Here is an 11,809-nt window from a genome sequence, read left to right as displayed (position 1 = left end):
TTTCCGGTCGGCGCGCGTTGCAATGATGCGCGCCGACCCTATAGTGCCGGCCATGAAAACCTATTCCGCACAAGACGTTCGCCAGGGCCTTGATTGGCCCGTCCTGCTTGCCGCCCTAAAGACCGCCTTTGCCGAAGGTGTCGAGGCACCTTTGCGCCAGCACCTGCATGTCGGCGGCGACGCCATCAACGGCAATCTGCTGCTCATGCCAGCCTGGCAGCCGGGAAAGCACATCGGCGTCAAGCTGGTGACGGTGTTTCCGGAAAACGACCAGCGCGACTTGCCCGCCGTGGCCAGCGTCTATACCCTGTTCGACGGCCAGACCGGCGCCATCCGCGCCCAGATCGATGGCGGCGAACTGACCGCCCGTCGTACCGCCGCCGCATCGGTGCTGGCCGCGACCTTTCTCGCCCGCCCCAATAGCCGCAACCTGGTCGTGCTCGGCACGGGCCGCGTATCGAAAAACCTCGCCCAGGCCTATTGCGCCATCTTCGCCATCGACAAGCTGACCCTGTGCAGCCGCAGTCTAGAAAAAGCCCAGGCCCTGGCCGATGAACTCGGCCCCGTAGCGCCACAGATCGTCACCACCACCGATTTCGCCAGCGCCGTCAGCGACGCCGACATCGTCAGCACGGCGACACTGAGCAAAAGCCCGATCGTGCTCGGCGCGCTGCTGCGCCCCGGCACCCATGTCGATCTCGTCGGCAGCTTCCGCACCGACATGCGCGAGGCCGATGATGCGGTGCTGGCACGGGCAGGGGGTATCTTTGTCGATACCTTCGAGGGCGCCAGCAAGGAGACCGGTGACATCACCATCCCCCTCGCCGCCGGCACGCTGAACCGCGAGGGTCTGCTGGCAGACCTGGCCATGCTGTGCCGCGGCACCCATCCGGGGCGTCAAAGCGACACCGCCATCACTGCCTTCAAGTCTGTCGGTACGGCGCTCGAGGATCTCGCCGCCGCCGTCGCTCTTACCGCAGCCGATCGCGCCTGATCAGCTGATCCTGGGCCAAGTGTCCGACAGGCGATAGCCGGCCGGCCAGGGATCGGCCGGATCGAGCATTTCCTGCCGCGTCCCGGTAATCCAGGCGCGGCCGGTAATGGTTGGAATGATCGCTGGCTTGCCGGCCAGGTCGGTCAGCGCCTCGAGCCGGCAGTGAAAGGTCGAGCCAATGATCGAGCGGGCCAGATATTGGTCGCCCACCCCCATCAGCCCGCGCGCCTGCAGCACCGCCATCCGCGCCGAACAGCCCGTGCCGGTGGGCGAACGGTCGATCTTGCCTGGCTGGATCGCCACCGCATTGGCCCCGCTCAGCATGCCGTCCACCGTCTCCAGCGGCCCGGCCAGCTGGCAGAACGAAATATGCGCCCAGTCCGCATTGGTCGGGTGGGTAAAGCCGAGCTGCTCATTGGCCGCCCTAGTGATGCGGATGCCCGTCTCGGCCAGCTCGCGCGCCTCGTCTGCCACGATGGCAAAGCCCAGCGCCCGCGCATCGGCAATCACGAAACTGTCCCCGCCATAGGCGGTGTCGACGGTCAGCGTGCCGATCCCCTCGACCTCGATGGTGGCGTCGAGCCTGTCGACAAAGCTGGGTACGTTACGCACCGTGATCGACTGCGCCTTGCCGTCGCGGCACTGCGCCACGATCTCGACCAGCCCGCCCGGCGCCTCCAGCACCATGCGGGTTTCCGGCTCGGTCATCTTCACGATGCCGGTATCGAGCAGCACCGTCGCCACGCAGATCGAGTTCGATCCCGACATCGGCGGCGTATCCTCCGGCTCCATGATGATCCAGCCCATCACCGCCCTTTTGTCCTTGGGCGGGACCAGCAGGTTGATGTGGCGGAACACCCCGCCGCGCGGCTCGTTCAGCACGAAATTGCGCAGGCTCTGGTCTCGGGCGATCCAGCGCGACTGCTCCCAGATCGTCTCGCCCGGCGGTGGCGCCACCCCGCCCACGATGACATCGCCCACCTCGCCCTCGGCATGGCAGGAAACGATGTTGATCGAGCGGGTGGAGCGCATGTCAGGTCCTTGGAAAAATCAGTCAGGCAATATGCAGCGCCGGCGTCCCCAGCACGTCCTGCCGCGGCGTCACGCCCAGCCCGGGCGCATCCGAGGCCGTCATGAAGCCCATGACCCGTTCGGGCGCGCCCTCGGCAATCGACACCGTGCCATAGCTGTTGAAGTCGGTAGCCGAAAAGCAGAACTCTTCCGGCGTCGAGCGCGCCAGGTGGGCGATGGCCGCGGTGGTGATGTCGCCGCCCCAGGTATCCTCGATGGTCATCGGAATGCCGCTGGCCACGGCCAGATCGCGCATCAGTCTGGCCTTGGTCAGCCCGCCGACCTTGGAAATCTTGAGGTTGATCACGTCCATGGCGTCTTCGGCCAGGCCCTTGACCAGCGAACCGACATTGTCGATCACCTCGTCGAGGATGAACGGCCTGCCGGTACGGCGGCGGATCGACAGGCATTCCTCATAGGTCATGCAGGGCTGCTCGATATAGACGTCGACATCGGCCACCGCCGCCACCACGCGCGCCGCCTCGGCGCGGGTCCAACCCGTATTGGCATCGGCCACCAGGATATCGCTGGGATTGAGGATCGCCCGGCAGGCCCGGATACGCGCAATATCCTCGTCGGCATTGCCGCCCACCTTGAGCTGGAACTTGGTATAGCCCTCGGCGCGATAGCCGGCGATCTTGGCCGCCATTTCCTCGGGCGATTGCTGGGAAATGGCGCGGTAGAGCGCCACCTTGTCCTGCGCCGCCCCGCCCAGCAGCGCATAGACCGGCAGCCCCGTCAGCTTGCCCAATATGTCCCAGCAAGCAATGTCGATCGGCGCCTTGACGTAATTGTGCCCGCGCAGCACGGCGTCCATATGCCGGTTGATCTCACCCAGATTGGTGGGGTCCATGCCCAGCAGCTTGGGGCCGATCTCCTGCAGCCCGCTGCGCACGCCCAGCGCATAGGCCGGCAGGTAGGCCGAGCCCAGCGGGCAGCATTCGGCATAGCCGGTAATCCCGGCATCGGTCTCCACCGCCACCACCGTGGTGTCGAACACCTCGACGAAATTGCCGTTGGACCAGCTATAGCGGCCCTCCTTGAGCGGCAGGTCGACCTGCCAGGCGGTGATGGCGGTAATCTTCATGGCGCAGTGTCCTTGGGTTAGCTGACGAGGAAGCCGTGCTTGAACGGGTCGCGGTCATCGACAAAAATCGTGTTGAGTCCGGTCATCCGCGCCCAGCCGGCGATCGAGGGCACGATGGCCGGTAGGCCGCCCACGCTCAGCGTCTCCTCGACGCGCCCCTTGAAGATCGAGCCGATAATGCTCTCGTGGATGAAGGCGTCGCCCTGCTTGAGCTTGCCCTTGCCATGCCACTGCGCCATGCGCGCCGAGGTGCCGGTGCCGCAGGGCGAGCGGTCGATGGCCTTGTCGCCATAAAACACCGCATTGCGCGCCGTGCCACCTGCCGTCTTGGGCGCGCCGGTCCACATGATGTGGCTGAGCCCGTTGATCCCAGGCTTTTCAGGATGCACGAAGCTGTGCGCCGTGTTCAATCGCTGCCGCAGTACCGGGCTCCAGCGGATGAAGTCGGCCGCCGAGAACTGGTCCATGTCACCAAAATTCTGCTGCGGATCGACGATCGCATAGAAATTGCCGCCATATGCCACGTCGACCGTGAGCAGCCCGAGGTCCGGGCACTCGACTTCGAGACCGGTCTTGTAGAGGAAGGAGGGTACATTGTTTATTTTCACCTCCTCCACATAGTCGCCAACCTTGGTATATTCGGCGATCACCAGCCCGGCCGGGACTTCGAGCCGCACCACGCCCTCGACCTTCGGCGTGATCAGCCCCTGCTCGATCGCCATGGTCACCGTGCCGATCGTGCCGTGGCCGCACATGGCCAGGCACCCCGAGGTCTCGATGAAGAGGATCGCCATGTCATTGGCCGGGTCATTGGGGGGATAAAGGATCGAGCCCGACATCACATCATGGCCGCGCGGCTCGAACATCAGCGCGGTGCGGATCCAGTCATGGTTGGCGAGGAAATCGGCGCGCCGCTCCAGCATGGAGCCGCCCTTGAGCAGCGGCCCGCCGCCGGCCACCAGCCGCACCGGGTTGCCGCAGGTATGTCCGTCTATGCAAAAGAAGCTGTGTCGTGCCATGGTCTGATGTCCGGATTAGAAACGTGTCGCCGCAAAGGGCGTGATGTCGATTGAAGGCTTGGTGCGGGCGATGAGGTCGGCCACCAGCCGCCCCGTCGCCGCCGATTGCGTCAGCCCCAGATGGCCGTGTCCGAAGGCATAGATGATATCGGGCGATGCCGAGGATGGTCCGATCACCGGCAGGCTGTCCGGCAGGGACGGACGGAAGCCCATCCACTGCTTGCCGCCCTCGGTCTTCAGCCCCGGCATGAAACTGGCCGCCTTTTTCAGCATGGCATCGGCCCGGGCGTAATTGGGCGGCAGGTCGAGCCCGCCCAGTTCCACCGCGCCGCCGACGCGAATGCCATTGGCCAGCGGCGTCACGACAAAGCCGTGCCCGCCAAAGATCAGCTGGCGCTGTAGCGCGAAGGCACCGGCGGGCAGGGTGGTATTATAGCCCCGTTCGGTGTCGAGCGGCACCGTGTCGCCCAGCGCCGCCGCCAGCGGTTTCGACCAGGCGCCGCAGGCGATTACCACCTGCTTGGCGGTGATCTCTGTGCCATTGTCCAGCGTCACGGTAATGCCGTCGCTGCTGGGCACCACGCTGCGCACCGCCTCGGTCAGCAGGCTGGCCCCCTGCGCCAGCAGGGCTTCGCCCAGCGCACAGGCAAATTCATAGGGTTCGCTCACCGTCTGCCATTGCGGCACGAAGGTCCCGGCGACAAAGCGCGGTGACAGGCCCGGCTGCAGCTCTTCGAGCCTGGCCCCGCGCACATGCTCAAAGCCGATATCGTGCTCCTGCCGTACCGCCCAGCCGGGCAGGCCGGCAGCAAATTCTGCCTCGCTCTCGTAAAGCTCGAGCGAGCCGTCCGAGCGCACCATATGCGCGGTGCCGGCCGCCTTGGTGAGGTCGGCCATCTCGCTGCGCGCCAGGTCCATCAGCGCCACCTGCGCGGCGATGCTGGCGTCGCGCCTGTCCCGCCAGCCGGCGCGCCAGAAGCGCACCAGCCAGGGGGTAATCTGCGGCAGATAGGCCGGCGGAATGCTCAGCGGCCCCAGCGGGTCCATCAGCCAGCCGGGCACCTTGCCAAGCATCCCCTTGGCCGCCATCGGCAGCACGTCGGTAAAGGCAAAGGCCGCGGCATTGCCGAAGCTGGCGCCATGCGCCATGCCGGCGCGGTCGATCAGGGTCACCTGGCGCCCCGCCTGTTGCAGGCGGAACGCTGCCGACAGCCCGATGATGCCGGCCCCGACAATGACGATATCAGCCGTTGCGGCCGTGCCCATCTGTGGTCTGCCGATCGGTTACAGTACGGGCAGCTGCGGGCGCGTATCGATGGCGGTCTGCACGATCTTTTCGATCATCGCCCGTTCCTCGCCGATCAGCGTCAGGCGCGGTGCGCGGACCCATTCGGCGCCTTCGCCGGCCATCTGGTTGGCCAGCTTGATATACTGCACCAGCTTGACCTTGGTATCGAGATGCAGCACCGGCATGAACCAGCGATAGATCGCCAGCGCTTCTTCGACGCGGCCGGCCTTGGCCAGCTTGAACATGGTCACCGCTTCCTTGGGGAAGCTGTTGGTCATGCCCGATACCCAGCCCACTGCGCCGAACAGCACGTTTTCCAGCATCAGGTCGTCGACGCCGCAGAACAGGTCGTAACGGTCGCCCAGAACATTGATCATGTCGGTGATACGGCGGCTGTCATGGCTGGATTCCTTGACGGCCACGATGTTCTTCTGGTCGCTGAGCGCCGCAAAATCCTCGGGCATCAGGTCGAGCTTATAGGCGACATGATTGTTGTAGATCATGATGGGCAGGTCGACGGCCTGGGCCAGCGTCTTGAAGTGTTCGACGCCCTCGCGCGCATCCTGCTGATAGACCATGGTCGGCAGCGCCATCAGCCCGTCGGCGCCCGCTGCCTTCATCCGCTTGGCGGCGGTAATGGCCAGCTCGGTGGTGTATTCGGCAACGCCGGCAATCACCGGCGCGCGGCCATTGGCCGCTTCCACGGCGGTGCGGACCACCAGCTCTTTTTCATCCAGGCTCAACGAGGAGTTCTCGCCCAGCGTGCCCAGCATTATGAAGCCTTCGCAGCCGGCCTTCAGGCTCGATTCCACATGGCGGGCCGTCGCTGGCATGTCCAGCGCGCCGCCCTGCTTCATTTCGGTCATCAAAGCCGGGATAACGCCTTGCCAATTTACAGTCATGTCAGTCTCTCAGTCTCGGTTTGAAGAAAATTCAGTCGCCCAGATAGGCCTGGACGATGGAGGTATCTGCGCGCAGCACAGCCGCCTCGCCCTGCATGCGGATATGCCCGCTTTCGAGCACATAGCCGTAATGGGCCAGCTTGAGCGCCAGCCGCGCATTCTGTTCGACCAGCAGGATCGTCGTGCCCGCCTCGCTCAGCCGTTTGACGATTTGCATCGTCTCGATCACCAGCTTGGGCGCCAGCCCCATCGAGGGCTCGTCCAGCAACAAGAGCCGCGGCCCATGCATCAGCGCCCGGCCAATGGCCAGCATCTGCTGCTCGCCGCCCGACAGCAGCGAGCCGTCGCCATGCTGGCGCTTTTCGAGCACCGGAAACAGTCCGAACACCTCTTTCATGCGCTTGTGGCGCAGGGCCGGATCCTTGACGGTAAAGGCGCCCAGCTCGAGATTCTCGCGCACGCTGAGGCCACGCAGCACGTGGCGGCCCTCGGGCACATGCACGAGGCCGCGCCGGGCGATCTCATGCGCCGGCACTTGGGTAATGTCGTCGCCCTCGAACAGCACGCGGCCGCCCGAGGCACGCACCAGCCCGGAAATGGTTTTCAGCGTCGTTGTCTTGCCCGCGCCATTGGCGCCCAAAAGGGTCACCATGGAGCCGGTCTGCACCTTGATGCTGATGCCGTTCAGCGCCACGATCTTGCCATAGCCGGCAGTGACGTTTTCCAGCTCGAGGATGGTTTGCGGAGCGGTACTCATAGCAGGTCCTCCCCGTCTTCCTGGCCCAGATAGGCCTCGATCACCTTGGGATTGGCCTGCACTTCCTTGGGCGCCCCCTCGGCGATCACCACCCCATGGTCGAGCACGGTGATGCGTTCGGAAATCTTCATCACCATGCCCGTGTCATGCTCGATCAGCAGCACCGAAATGCCGAGCTCGTCGCGGATGCGCCCGATCAGTGTAAGCAGGTCCGCCTTCTCGCCGGCATTGAGCCCGGCTGCCGGCTCGTCCAGCAGCAGCAGCTTGGGCCGCGTTGCCAGCGCCCTTGCGATCTCCACGCGCCGCTGATGCCCATAGGCGAGGTTGGTCGCGTCGCGGTCCATTTCATCGGCAATGCCGACAAAAGCCAGGCACTCGATGGCATGGGCGCGGATGTCAGCCTCCTCGCGCCTTTGGCTGGGCAGGCCCAGAATGGCGGCAATCGCCCCGGCCTTGGATCGGCAATGGCTGCCGCTCATGACATTTTCCAGTACCGTCATCTGCTGGAACAGCCGCACATTCTGGAAGGTGCGGGCAATGCCGGCCTGGGTTACCCGATGGGGCTTGAGGCCAAGCAGTTCCTGGTCATCAACCTTGATCGAGCCGGACTGCGGTTTGTAAAAGCCGGTAATGCAGTTGAACAACGAGGTCTTGCCGGCGCCATTGGGGCCGATCAGGCTGGCAATGACGCCGCGCCCGACGCTGAAGTCGACATTGTCCAGTACCGTATTGCCGGCAAAGCTCAGATTGACGCCGTGCAGTGCGAGAAGGGGATTGCTCATGCTCATTTCCCCCTTGCCGGCCAGATGCCGCTGGGGCGGAACAGCATCACCAGCAGCAGCCCGACCGCAAACAGCAGCAGGCGGAATTCGCCCATGTCGCGCAGCAGTTCGGGCGCCAGCACCACGATGAAGGCCCCCAGGATGACGCCGGGGATCTTGCCCATTCCGCCCAGGATCACCGCCATCAGGATCAGCACCGATTGCTGGAAGGAAAAGCTCTCCGGCGATATCGCGCCCAGATTGACGGCAAAGAAGGCGCCGCCAATCGAGCCGAAAATGGCGCCGATCACATAGGCGGCCAGCTTGACGCGCACCGTGTCGATGCCCATCGCCTCGGCCGCGTCCTCATCGTGCCGCACATAGAGCCAGGCCCGGCCCAGCCGCGAATGCTGCAGCCGCACGCTGACAATCACCGCAATGACGGCGAGCACCACGAATACGTAGTAGAATTCGAACGGCGTATTGATGTGCCAGCCGAACAGCCAGGGCTGCTGGATGCCTGAAATGCCGCTGGCTCCACCGGTAATGTCCAGATTGCGCGCGGTAAAGCGCACGATCTCGCCAAAGCCCAGCGTCACGATGGCCAGGTAATCCGAACGCAGGCGCAGGGTTGGCGTGCCGATCACCACGCCGGCCACCACGGCCGCGCCCACAGCCACCGGCAGCGTCAGCCAGAAATTGAAGCCGAAGGTGTGGGTAAGGATGCCCACCGTATAGGCGCCCACGGCAAAAAAGGCCGCATAGCCCAGGTCGAGCAGGCCGGCATAGCCGACCACGACGTTGAGCCCCAGCGCCAGCACCACATAGAGCAGCGCATTGGTCAGGATCACCGTGGCATAGGGGCCGAGCGAAATCGGCGCCACCAGCAGCAGCGCCAGGATCACCGCGAAAGCCGCATAGCGTTTCCACGGCGTATCGAATTGGGCGATCAGATTGTTGAACAGGTTCGAGCGGGTCTGGGCCATGGCTACATGCGCTCCTGCTCGGACTTGCCCAACAGGCCCGTCGGCTTGAGCACCAGCACCAGGATCAGCACCGAGAACGAGAACACGTCCTTCCACTCGCTGCCAATGCCGGGGATCTGCGTGCCAAAGGATTCCAGCAGCCCTAGGATCAGCCCGCCCAGCATGGCGCCGGGTATCGAGCCGATGCCGCCGATCACCGCGGCGGTGAACGCCTTGATGCCGATCAGAAAGCCCATGAAATACCAGACCGAGCCATAATAGGCGCCGGCCATGGTGCCGGCCGCTGCCGCCAGCGCCGAGCCGATGAAGAAGGTCACGGCGATGACCGCCGTCACATTGATCCCCATCAGCCGGCACATGTCCTTGTCGATGGAGATCGCCCGCATCGCCCGTCCATACTGGGTACGCGAGACGAAGAGCTCGAGCCCGATCATCAGCGCGGCGGCAGTGCCGACCAGGATCATCTGGTTGTTGCTGATGAACAGCAGGCCCAGATTGACCCCGCCAAAGCCGAGATCGGCGCCCATCGGCTGGTATTGCCCATGCGTCAGCGTCAGCACGCCGTTCTGCAGCACCAGCGACACCGCCAGCGCCGTGATCAGGATCGACAGCCGCGGCGCGTTGAGCATCGGCTGATAGGCAATGCGCTGGATGACGACGCCGAGAAAGCCCACCGCGATCATCGCCACCACCATGGAGACGGCCACGCCGCTCCAGCCCGGCCCGACGATCGGCGCCACCACCGACAGCACCAGAAAGCCGATAAAGCCGCCCACCATATAGATGTCGCCATGCGCGAAATTGAGCAGCTTCACCACACCGAAGATCATGGTGTAGCCCAGCGCCACCAGCGCATAGAACGAACCGAGCACCAGCCCGTTTACCAGCTGCTGCGCAAAGATATCAAAGATCGTCATTCACAAGCTCCCCACCAGCCACCATGTGGTTGGCCCCGCCGCCCTTATGGACGGCGGGGCCAGAGTCCAGCCTGTCTAGTCAGCCAGCGCCCACTTGCCGCCGGCGCCCTGCAACACCACGAAGTTGGAGCGCGCCAGGGTGTTTTCCCGGGTGAAGGTGATCTGCCCGGCAATGCCGGTATAGTCGCTGGCCTTGAGCGCTTCGGTGACCGCGGCGGCATCGCTGCCGCCCGCTGCCGTAATGGCTGCAGCCAAAAGGTTCATGCCGTCATAGGCCAGTGGCGCATAGGGGCCGGGGGCCGTGCCATAGGCAGCGGTATAGTCGGCGATGAAATCCTGCGCTTCAGGCAGGAATTCGGCGGTCGGGTTGGAAAAGCCCACCACGCCCTCGGCGGCGGAACCGGCAATGGCGAACAGCTCCGGCGAGTTGGAGCCGTCACCCACGGCGATCTTGCCCTGGTAGCCAGCCTGGCGCAGCTGGCGGATCAGCAGGCCACCATCGGCATAATAGGCGGTCCAGAACACGGCATCGGGATTGGCCGAACGGATGGCCGTGACGATAGCCGAGTAGTCCTGCTCACCCTTGTTGGCGACTTCGAAGGCCGGCACGGTATTGCCCGCGCCTTCCCAAGCCGTCTTGGTCAGGTCGGCAAGGTCCTGCGAATAGGCGTCGCCCTGGTTGACGATGGCCAGCGACTTGACGCCCTGGGCGGTGAAATATTCTACAGCCTTGGTCACCTGGTCATTGCCGGTGGAGTTGATCATGAAGGCATTGCCCGGATTGGCCGGGATCAACTGGGTCGAGTTGGCGGCGGCAATCACGAAGGGAATGCCGGCATCGCCGAAGATCTTGAGCGTCGGCACGGTGGCGCCCGAGCAATAGCCGCCCACGATGCCCACAACGTCCGAGGAGGCCAGCTTGCTGGCCGCATTCACGGCTGCCTGCGGGTCGCAACCGTCATCGCCGATCACCGAGGTCAGCTGTTCGCCCATAATGCCGCCCGCGGCATTGATTTCGGTGATCGCCAGGTTCACGGCATTGGCCATGTCCTGGCCATAGGTGGCTTCCGAACCCGTCGTGGGCACCAGAATGCCGATGGTCATATCCGCATAGGCCGGCGCGGCGAAAGCCAGGGCAATGGCGGTGGTGGCGAGAAGTGCAGCTGTCTTCATGGGTAGTCTCCCTGTGGTCGAGCCCGGCATTGTTCCCCTGCGCCAGGCCCTCAGACGGAAAGATTTGCACGATTGTATCCAATATACAACATGCTATGTTGATAGCGGCACACGGCGATTGTGGCGGGTCTCCGGCACCGGTAAAAGCCGGGTCATTCCCGCCCGTGGAGGAAGTGGTTTGATCGAAAAGCTCAGCGCGCATGCTTCCGATCTGGGGGCGGGCGCCTCCTCGTCAGATGTCATCCACGATGCCCTGCGCGTGGCGATCATCCGCGGCGAACTGGCCGAGGGCCAGACCCTGCGCCAGGACGCCATTGCCCGCATGTTCAATGTCAGCCGCATCCCGGTGCGCGAGGCGCTCAAGCGCCTCGAGGCCATCGGCCTGGTCAATTCGGTGCGCTACAAGGGCGTCGTGGTCAGCCGCATGTCGAGCGCCGAGATCGAGGAGATCTTCGATTTCCGCGCCACCGTCGAACCCAAGCTGATCGCCCATTCCGTGCCGCGCATGAGCGCCCAGGCGCTCGATCATGCCCAGAGCCTGTGCGATGCCTTTGCCCGGGAGGAGGATGCCGGGCGCTGGGGCGATCTCAATCGCCTGTTCCATTCAGCCCTCTATGTCGATGCCGGCCTGCCCTACTTCTTCGCCGCCGCCGAAAAGGCCAATGATCGGGTCGAGCGCTATATCCGCGCCCAGCTGGCGCTGGCCCATGGCCGCGAGCGCGCCATTCTCGAACACCAGCAGATTGTCGACGCCTGCCGTGCCCGCGACGCCGAGCGCGCCGCCGACCTGACCCGCCAGCATATCCTGCAGGCCTCCGCATCCTTGACCGGCATCCTGGCGCAGCAGGGTTGAT

The 11,809-nt window shown here is 64.5% G+C and carries 12 protein-coding genes; 2 read left to right on the top strand and 10 right to left on the bottom strand.

Annotated features, from left to right (window positions below):
* Positions 1 to 52: 52 nt before the first annotated feature.
* Positions 53 to 994, top strand: a complete 942-nt coding sequence (gene lhpI, locus GDR53_RS05660) for a bifunctional Delta(1)-pyrroline-2-carboxylate/Delta(1)-piperideine-2-carboxylate reductase (RefSeq protein WP_193337105.1) — start codon at positions 53 to 55, stop codon at positions 992 to 994.
* On the opposite strand, the gene GDR53_RS05655 is transcribed toward lhpI, so the two are convergent.
* The 10 genes from GDR53_RS05655 to GDR53_RS05610 all read right to left on the bottom strand — a co-directional run bounded on the left by GDR53_RS05655 (position 995) and on the right by GDR53_RS05610 (position 10,955).
* On the bottom strand, positions 995 to 2,026 hold the full coding sequence (locus GDR53_RS05655; RefSeq protein WP_193337104.1) for a trans-3-hydroxy-L-proline dehydratase: 1,032 nt from the start codon (positions 2,024 to 2,026) through the stop codon (positions 995 to 997).
* Between the two features lie 22 nt (positions 2,027 to 2,048).
* Positions 2,049 to 3,152, bottom strand: a complete 1,104-nt coding sequence (locus GDR53_RS05650) for a cis-3-hydroxy-L-proline dehydratase (protein WP_193337103.1) — start codon at positions 3,150 to 3,152, stop codon at positions 2,049 to 2,051.
* 17 nt (positions 3,153 to 3,169) lie between these two features.
* Complete coding sequence (locus GDR53_RS05645) at positions 3,170 to 4,171, bottom strand: 4-hydroxyproline epimerase (RefSeq protein WP_193337102.1); 1,002 nt, start codon at positions 4,169 to 4,171, stop codon at positions 3,170 to 3,172.
* 15 nt (positions 4,172 to 4,186) lie between these two features.
* The gene (locus GDR53_RS05640; RefSeq protein WP_193337101.1) at positions 4,187 to 5,437 is read right to left on the bottom strand and encodes an NAD(P)/FAD-dependent oxidoreductase; all 1,251 of its coding nucleotides are present in this window, start codon (positions 5,435 to 5,437) and stop codon (positions 4,187 to 4,189) included.
* 18 nt (positions 5,438 to 5,455) lie between these two features.
* Positions 5,456 to 6,361 carry a dihydrodipicolinate synthase family protein gene (locus GDR53_RS05635; RefSeq protein ID WP_193337100.1) on the bottom strand — a complete coding sequence of 302 codons (906 nt, stop codon included), beginning with the start codon at positions 6,359 to 6,361 and terminating at the stop codon, positions 5,456 to 5,458.
* Positions 6,362 to 6,392: 31 nt separating this feature from the next.
* Positions 6,393 to 7,118, bottom strand: a complete 726-nt coding sequence (locus tag GDR53_RS05630) for an ABC transporter ATP-binding protein (RefSeq protein ID WP_193337099.1) — start codon at positions 7,116 to 7,118, stop codon at positions 6,393 to 6,395.
* Positions 7,115 to 7,900 (bottom strand): ABC transporter ATP-binding protein, encoded by a 786-nt coding sequence (locus tag GDR53_RS05625; RefSeq protein WP_193337098.1) that lies wholly within the window; start codon positions 7,898 to 7,900, stop codon positions 7,115 to 7,117. Before GDR53_RS05625 ends, GDR53_RS05630 begins: the two co-directional genes overlap by 4 nt.
* Before the next feature lie 2 nt (positions 7,901 to 7,902).
* The gene (locus tag GDR53_RS05620) at positions 7,903 to 8,865 is read right to left on the bottom strand and encodes a branched-chain amino acid ABC transporter permease (RefSeq protein WP_193337097.1); all 963 of its coding nucleotides are present in this window, start codon (positions 8,863 to 8,865) and stop codon (positions 7,903 to 7,905) included.
* Between the two features lie 2 nt (positions 8,866 to 8,867).
* On the bottom strand, positions 8,868 to 9,782 hold the full coding sequence (locus GDR53_RS05615) for a branched-chain amino acid ABC transporter permease (protein WP_193337096.1): 915 nt from the start codon (positions 9,780 to 9,782) through the stop codon (positions 8,868 to 8,870).
* 75 nt (positions 9,783 to 9,857) lie between these two features.
* The gene (locus GDR53_RS05610; protein WP_193337095.1) at positions 9,858 to 10,955 is read right to left on the bottom strand and encodes a branched-chain amino acid ABC transporter substrate-binding protein; all 1,098 of its coding nucleotides are present in this window, start codon (positions 10,953 to 10,955) and stop codon (positions 9,858 to 9,860) included.
* Positions 10,956 to 11,133: 178 nt separating this feature from the next.
* On the opposite strand from GDR53_RS05610, the gene GDR53_RS05605 reads away from it, so the two are divergent.
* Positions 11,134 to 11,808 carry a GntR family transcriptional regulator gene (locus tag GDR53_RS05605; protein WP_332872416.1) on the top strand — a complete coding sequence of 225 codons (675 nt, stop codon included), beginning with the start codon at positions 11,134 to 11,136 and terminating at the stop codon, positions 11,806 to 11,808.
* Position 11,809 lies beyond the last annotated feature (1 nt).

This window comes from Devosia beringensis, from assembly GCF_014926585.1.
Lineage (GTDB): Bacteria > Pseudomonadota > Alphaproteobacteria > Rhizobiales > Devosiaceae > Devosia > Devosia beringensis.
The sequence above is the reverse complement of the archived record's forward strand: the minus strand, read 5'-3'. Positions and strand labels throughout refer to the sequence as shown.

Excerpts from the sequence above, each read along its gene's own strand:
- GDR53_RS05610 (WP_193337095.1), bottom strand. The coding sequence starts at position 10,955 with ATGAAGACAGCTGCACTTCTCGCCACCACCGCCATTGCCCTGGCTTTC.
- GDR53_RS05645 (WP_193337102.1), bottom strand. The coding sequence starts at position 4,171 with ATGGCACGACACAGCTTCTTTTGCATAGACGGACATACCTGCGGCAAC.
- GDR53_RS05640 (WP_193337101.1), bottom strand. The coding sequence starts at position 5,437 with ATGGGCACGGCCGCAACGGCTGATATCGTCATTGTCGGGGCCGGCATC.
- GDR53_RS05630 (WP_193337099.1), bottom strand. The coding sequence starts at position 7,118 with ATGAGTACCGCTCCGCAAACCATCCTCGAGCTGGAAAACGTCACTGCC.
- GDR53_RS05650 (WP_193337103.1), bottom strand. The coding sequence starts at position 3,152 with ATGAAGATTACCGCCATCACCGCCTGGCAGGTCGACCTGCCGCTCAAG.
- GDR53_RS05615 (WP_193337096.1), bottom strand. The coding sequence starts at position 9,782 with ATGACGATCTTTGATATCTTTGCGCAGCAGCTGGTAAACGGGCTGGTG.
- GDR53_RS05625 (WP_193337098.1), bottom strand. The coding sequence starts at position 7,900 with ATGAGCAATCCCCTTCTCGCACTGCACGGCGTCAATCTGAGCTTTGCC.
- lhpI (WP_193337105.1), top strand. The coding sequence starts at position 53 with ATGAAAACCTATTCCGCACAAGACGTTCGCCAGGGCCTTGATTGGCCC.
- GDR53_RS05655 (WP_193337104.1), bottom strand. The coding sequence starts at position 2,026 with ATGCGCTCCACCCGCTCGATCAACATCGTTTCCTGCCATGCCGAGGGC.
- GDR53_RS05620 (WP_193337097.1), bottom strand. The coding sequence starts at position 8,865 with ATGGCCCAGACCCGCTCGAACCTGTTCAACAATCTGATCGCCCAATTC.
- GDR53_RS05635 (WP_193337100.1), bottom strand. The coding sequence starts at position 6,361 with ATGACTGTAAATTGGCAAGGCGTTATCCCGGCTTTGATGACCGAAATG.